This is a genomic window from Streptomyces niveus, from assembly GCF_001723055.1.
In the GTDB taxonomy this organism is placed as follows: Bacteria; Actinomycetota; Actinomycetes; order Streptomycetales; family Streptomycetaceae; genus Streptomyces; species Streptomyces niveus.
Genome location: NZ_MDCR01000284.1, coordinates 1 through 5,987, shown reverse-complemented (window position 1 = coordinate 5,987; position 5,987 = coordinate 1). Strand labels below are relative to the sequence as shown.

The following is a 5,987-nucleotide window of genomic DNA, read 5'->3' as shown; positions in this document are numbered from 1 at the left end:
CGGCGGACATGCGTGACTTTCCTGCGGGGTGGTAACGGGGTTGGCGTCAGCGGGAGTTGCCCAGGCGGCTGTGGGCCCGCCCGTACACGAAGTACACGACCACGCCCACGGCCATCCAGACGGCGAAGCGCAGCCAGGTCTCGGCAGGCAGGTTGAGCATCAGCCACAGCGAGGCCAGCACAGACGCGGCCGGCAGCCAGGGCACGAGCGGGGCGCGGAAGGACCTGGGCAGATCGGGGCGCGTACGGCGCAGGATGACCACGCCGATCGCGACGACGACGAAGGCGAAGAGCGTGCCGATGTTCACCAGGGAGGCCAGTTCCTCGATGCTGGTGAAGCCCGCCACGATCGCGATGATCACACCGAGCAGCACCGTCGAGCGATACGGGGTGCGGAACTTGGGGTGGACGTGCGAGAAGACCCGTGGGAGCAGCCCGTCCCGGCTCATCGCGAAGAACACCCGGGTCTGGCCGAGCAGCAGGATCATGCAGACGGTGGTGAGGCCGACGGCGGCGCCGAAGCTGATGACGCCCGAGTAGAAGGGGTGGCCGGTGGCTTTGAAGGCGTCGGCGAGCGGTGCGTCCACGGTGAGTTTCGTGTACTTTTGCATGCCGGTGACGACGATGGAGACGGCCACGTACAGCACGGTGCAGATGATCAGTGAGCCGAGGATGCCGCGTGGCATGTCGCGCTGCGGATCCTTGGTCTCCTCGGCGGCCGTGGCGACGATGTCGAAGCCGATGAAGGCGAAGAAGACGACGGAGGCGGCGGTGAAGATGCCCATGACGCCGAAGTTGGTGGGCGCGTAGCCGAACATCAGCTGGATGAGCGGGGAGTTGAGACCGCCGCCGGAGGGCTGTTCCTCGGCCTTGGGGATGAACGGCGAGTAGTTGGCGGAGTCGATGTAGAACGCGCCGGCGATGATGACGATCAGGACGACGGCCACCTTGATGGCTACGACGACCGTGGTGACGCGGGCGGAGAGCTTCATCCCGAGCACGAGGATCCCGGTCAGCAGGAGGACCAGGAGAAAGGCCAACAGGTCGAAGCCGAAGCCTTCTTCCGCGTCGGTGCCCGCGAGGGCGTGGGGCAGGTGCCAGCCCGCGTTGTCGAGCAGCGACTGCACGTAGCCGGACCAGCCGACGGCCACCACGGCGGTGGCCAGGGCGAATTCGAGGACCAGGTCCCAGCCGATGATCCAGGCGGGCAGTTCGCCGAGTGAGGCGTAGCTGAAGGTGTACGCGGAGCCGGCGACCGGCACGGTCGAGGCGAACTCCGCGTAGCAGACGGCCGCGAGGGCGCAGACGACACCGGCGACGACGAAGGCGAGGGCGGTGGCGGGGCCTGCGTTGTTCTTGGCGACGGCGCCGGTGAGGACGAAGATGCCGGTGCCGATGATGACTCCGACACCGAAGACCGTCAGATCGAGCGCGGAGAGCGACTTCTTGAGCGCGTGGTCGGGCTCTTCGGTGTCCTGGATGGACTGTTCGACGGTCTTCGTACGGAACAGCGAGTGCCGTCCGCTGGGTTCCGTGTCGTGCTGGGTGCTCACCGGCGTACCTCCGAGTGGGTGGATGCCGCCATGATCGAGAGATGCCCGGCGGCCCCGGTGCCCGGAAGCGGTTATTTCACACGGATGGGCCGGTCGGACCACCCGTACAGGGAGTCCGACCGGCCCATCCGCCGGTGTGCTCGATCGCGTCAGTCGCGGGTGATCTCCTCGGCCGACGGCACGTCGGCCAGCCGGCCGTCGATCCGCGACACGAGGCCGGTGACCTGGCGCGCGATGTCCGGGGCCGTCAGACCGATTTCGGCCAGCAGCTCCTTGCGCGAGGCGTGGTCGAGGAAGCGGGCCGGGATGCCGAAGTCCCGCAGGGGGATGTCGACACCGGCGTCCCGCAGGGACTGGGCGACGGCCGAACCGACGCCGCCCGCGCGGCTGTTGTCCTCGACGGTGACGACGACGCGGTGCTGGTCGGCGAGCGGCGCGAGCGCCTCGTCGACGGGCTTGACCCAGCGCGGGTCGACCACGGTCGTCGAAATGCCCTGCTTGTCGAGGAGATCGGCGATCTCCAGGCACATCGGGGCGAGCGCGCCGACGGAGACGAGCAGGACGTCCGCCGTGCCCTCGGCCGGCCGGCGCAGCACGTCCATGCCGCCGATCTTGCCCACGGCGGCGACGGCGGGGCCGACGGCGCCCTTGGAGAAGCGCACCACGGTCGGGGCGTCGTCGACGGCGACGGCCTCCCGCAGTTGCGCCCGTACCTGGTCGGCGTCGCGCGGGGCGGCGATCCGCAGGCCCGGCACGCACTGGAGGATCGACATGTCCCACATGCCGTTGTGGGACGCGCCGTCGGTGCCGGTGATGCCGGCCCGGTCGAGGACGAATGTCACTCCGCAGTTGTGCAGGGCGACGTCCATCAGGACCTGGTCGAAGGCGCGGTTGAGGAAGGTCGCGTAGACGGCGAAGACGGGGTGCAGTCCGCCGGTGGCCAGGCCGGCCGCCGACACCGCCCCGTGCTGCTCGGCGATCCCCACGTCGTACACCCGGTCCGGGAACGCCTTGGCGAACTTCTCCAGGCCGACGGGCTGGAGCATCGCGGCCGTGATGGCGACGATGTCGGCGCGCTCGTTGCCGAGCTTGACCATCTCCTCGCCGAACACCGAGGTCCAGTCGACGCCCGAACTGGCGATCGGCAGACCGGTGTCGGGGTGGATCTTGCCGACGGCGTGGAAGCGGTCGGCCTCGTCCTGGAGCGCGGGCTGGTAGCCGCGGCCCTTCTCGGTGAGGCAGTGGATGATGACGGGGCCGCCGAAGCGCTTGGCGCGCTGGAGGGCCGACTCCATGGCCTCCAGGTCGTGTCCGTCGATCGGGCCGACGTACTTCAGGCCCAGGTCCTCGAACATGCCCTGGGGGGCGATGAAGTCCTTGAGGCCCTTCTTCGCGCCGTGCAGCGTCTCGTAGAGCGGGCGGCCGACGACCGGGGTGCGCTCCAGGATGTCCTTGCCACGGGCCAGGAAGCGCTCGTAGCCGTCGGTGGTCCGCAGGGTCGCGAGGTGGTTCGCGAGGCCGCCGATGGTGGGCGCGTAGGAGCGTTCGTTGTCGTTGACGACGATGACGAGGGGGCGGTCCTTGGCGGCGGCGATGTTGTTCAGCGCCTCCCAGGCCATGCCGCCGGTGAGCGCTCCGTCGCCGATGACGGCGACGACGTGGTCGTCGCGGCCGAGCACCTCGTTGGCCTTGGCGAGGCCGTCGGCCCAGCCGAGGACCGTCGAGGCGTGCGAGTTCTCGATGATGTCGTGCTCGGACTCGGCCCTGGACGGGTAGCCGGAGAGGCCGCCCTTGCTCTTGAGCTTGGTGAAGTCCTGGCGTCCCGTGAGCAGTTTGTGCACATAGGACTGATGGCCGGTGTCGAAGAGGACCTTGTCCTTCGGGGAGTCGAAGACCCGGTGCAGGGCGATCGTCAGTTCGACGACCCCGAGGTTGGGACCGAGGTGTCCGCCGGTCTTGGAGACGGCGTCGACGAGGTAGGACCGGATCTCACGGGCGAGCTGCTCCAACTGCTCCGGGCCGAGGCGGTCCAGATCGCGCGGGCCCTTGATCCGGGTCAGCAGGTCCCATCCGTCGCCCATCGCCGACTCGGGCGGTCGCGCTGCGCGCGGCTGTGTCACCGTGCCTCCTAAGCGTTGAACTGATCTCGCATGCCGGACGGCCGAGTCTAATGTTCCCCGCGCGGCGGGCGTCATCGGGCGGCGCGTAATTCACCGTACGGGCATGTGTGCGGATGTCAGACGTACGCCCCGCGAAGGCGCCGCCGGGACGTGGACGTGCCCGGTACCGGGGCTCCCGGTACCGGGCACGACGTGCTACGACGGCTGTCAGGCGCGACCAGCGGTCTTCTGGGTCTTCCGGGTGACGGCGTCGATGACGACGGTGGCAAGAAGCACACCACCGGTGATCATGTACTGGATCGGCGAGGCGATGCCCTGGAGGGCGAGGCCGTACTGGATCGACGTGATGACCAGCACACCGAGCAGCGCGTTCCAGGTGCGGCCACGGCCGCCGAAGAGGCTGGTGCCACCGATGACGGCCGCCGCGATGGCGTTCATCAGCAGCTCACCGGCGCCCGCGCCCTGGTTGGCGGAGGCGATCTTCGAGGCGAGGAACAGACCGCCGATCGCGGCGAAGGTGCCCGCGATCGAGAAGACGGCGATCCGGACGCCGACGACGCTGATACCGGCACGACGCGACGCCTCGACGCTGCCGCCCAGTGCGAACACCTTGCGGCCGAAGGCCGTTCGGCGCAGGACGAAGTCCGTCACCACCAGCACGATGACGAAGATCAGTACGGCCAGGGGCAGGCCCTTGTACTGGTTGAACATGATCGCCACGGCGAAGGCCAGGACGGCCAGCAGCGCCGTACGGACGATGATCTCGCTCAGTGGCCGGGACGGGACTCCGACGGCGGCCCTGCGGCGGTTGTCGAAGAACGAGGAGAGGAAGTAGCCGGCCACCACGATCACCGCGAGGGCGTAGGCGGCGGCGACGTCGGCGAAGAAGTACCCGGTCAGCTTGGCGACCAGGCCGTCGGGGTCCAGGTTGATGGTGCCGTTGTCGCCGAGGATCTGGAGCATGAAGCCGTTCCAGAACAGCAGACCGGCCAGGGTCACGGCGAACGCGGGCACGCCCACCCGGGCGAAGAAGAAGCCGTGGATGGCGCCCGCGACACTGCCGGTGAGAATGGCCAGAACCAGCGCCAGCCACTCCGCCATGCCGTGTGTGACGGCGAGTACCGCGAAGGTGGCGCCCGCCACACCGCTGACCGAGCCGACCGACAGGTCGATCTCGCCGAGCAGCAGGACGAAGACGATACCGACCGCGATCATGCCGGTACCGACCATGGCGACCGAGATGTCGGAGAGGTTGCCGGCCGTGAGGAAGTTCGAGTTCAGGCTGGCGAAGATCGCCCAGATGATGATCAGGCCGATGACGACCGGTATCGAACCGAGGTCGCCGCCGCGCAGCTTGCGCTTGAACTCGCCGATGTAGCCGGCGAAGCCCTGCTCGCGCACGACGAGCCTGGGGTCGATGGCGACGGTCGCCGCGCCGGCCGCGGGGGCGGGCGCGTCGTCGGCCGTGGCAGGCGCACCGTCGGCGGGGCCGACGGAGGTCTTGTCGAGACTCACTTCGTAACCTCCGCGTTGCGCGCCGCGCGTCGGGTCACGGCGTTGTCCGTGGCACCGGTGATCGCGGAGATGATGTCTTCCTGCGAGGTGGTGGCGACGTCGAAGAAGCCGTTGTTACGGCCCAGCCTGAGCACGGCGACCTTGTCGGCGACCGCGCGGACGTCCTCCATGTTGTGGCTGACGAGGATCACCGCGTAACCGCGTTCGCGCAGCCGCTCGACGAGGTCGAGGACCTGGGCGGTCTGCTCGACACCGAGGGCCGCGGTGGGCTCGTCGAGGATCACCAGCTTGGGCTCGCCGAGCATGGACCGGGCGATGGCCACGGTCTGGCGCTGGCCGCCGGAGAGCGAGGCGATCGGGATGCGCACGCTGGGAATGCGGATCGACAGCGTGGTGAGCAGCTCGCGGGCGCGGCGCTCCATCTCGACCTCGTTGAGAACGCCCCAGGAGCGCAGCTCCCGGCCGAGGTAGAGATTGCCCACGACGTCGAGGTTGTCGCAGAGCGCGAGGTCCTGGTAGACGGTGNNTGTTGATCGCGACCGACCGGCCCTCCCACTCGATGACGCCGTCATCGATGGGGTGGACTCCGGCGATCGTCTTGACGAGCGTCGATTTACCGGCGCCGTTGTCGCCCACGAGGGCGACGACCTGTCCGGCGTGGACCTCAAGCTCTACGTCGGTGAGCGCCTGCACGGCACCGAACCGCTTGGAGACCCCTCGCAACGCCAGCACGGGCGTAGCGGTCACGTAAACCATCTCCTTCGCCGCCTGGCCGGCGGGGATACCGCGCCCTCGGGGGT

Annotated in this window: 3 protein-coding genes and 2 pseudogenes; all 5 read right to left on the bottom strand. The window is 68.9% G+C overall.

Features of this window, described 5'->3' with window-relative positions:
* Positions 1–46: 46 nt before the first annotated feature.
* Positions 47–1,552 (bottom strand): amino acid permease, encoded by a 1,506-nt coding sequence (locus BHU15_RS28320; RefSeq protein WP_069629770.1) that lies wholly within the window; start codon positions 1,550–1,552, stop codon positions 47–49.
* 149 nt (positions 1,553–1,701) lie between these two features.
* Positions 1,702–3,633 (bottom strand): 1-deoxy-D-xylulose-5-phosphate synthase, encoded by a 1,932-nt coding sequence (gene dxs, locus BHU15_RS28315; protein WP_023537925.1) that lies wholly within the window; start codon positions 3,631–3,633, stop codon positions 1,702–1,704.
* A gap of 246 nt (positions 3,634–3,879) precedes the next feature.
* Complete coding sequence (locus BHU15_RS28310) at positions 3,880–5,187, bottom strand: sugar ABC transporter permease (protein ID WP_023537926.1); 1,308 nt, start codon at positions 5,185–5,187, stop codon at positions 3,880–3,882.
* A pseudogene (locus tag BHU15_RS28305) lies at positions 5,184–5,712 on the bottom strand (ATP-binding cassette domain-containing protein); the annotation flags it as partial. The gene BHU15_RS28310 and the pseudogene BHU15_RS28305, both read right to left, overlap by 4 nt.
* Before the next feature lie 2 nt (positions 5,713–5,714).
* A pseudogene (locus BHU15_RS41615) lies at positions 5,715–5,880 on the bottom strand (ATP-binding cassette domain-containing protein); the annotation flags it as partial.
* Between the last annotated feature and the right edge of the window lie 107 nt (positions 5,881–5,987).

Coding starts and splice junctions, on each gene's coding strand:
- dxs (WP_023537925.1), bottom strand. CDS start 3,633: ATGGGCGACGGATGGGACCTGCTGACCCGGATCAAGGGCCCGCGCGAT.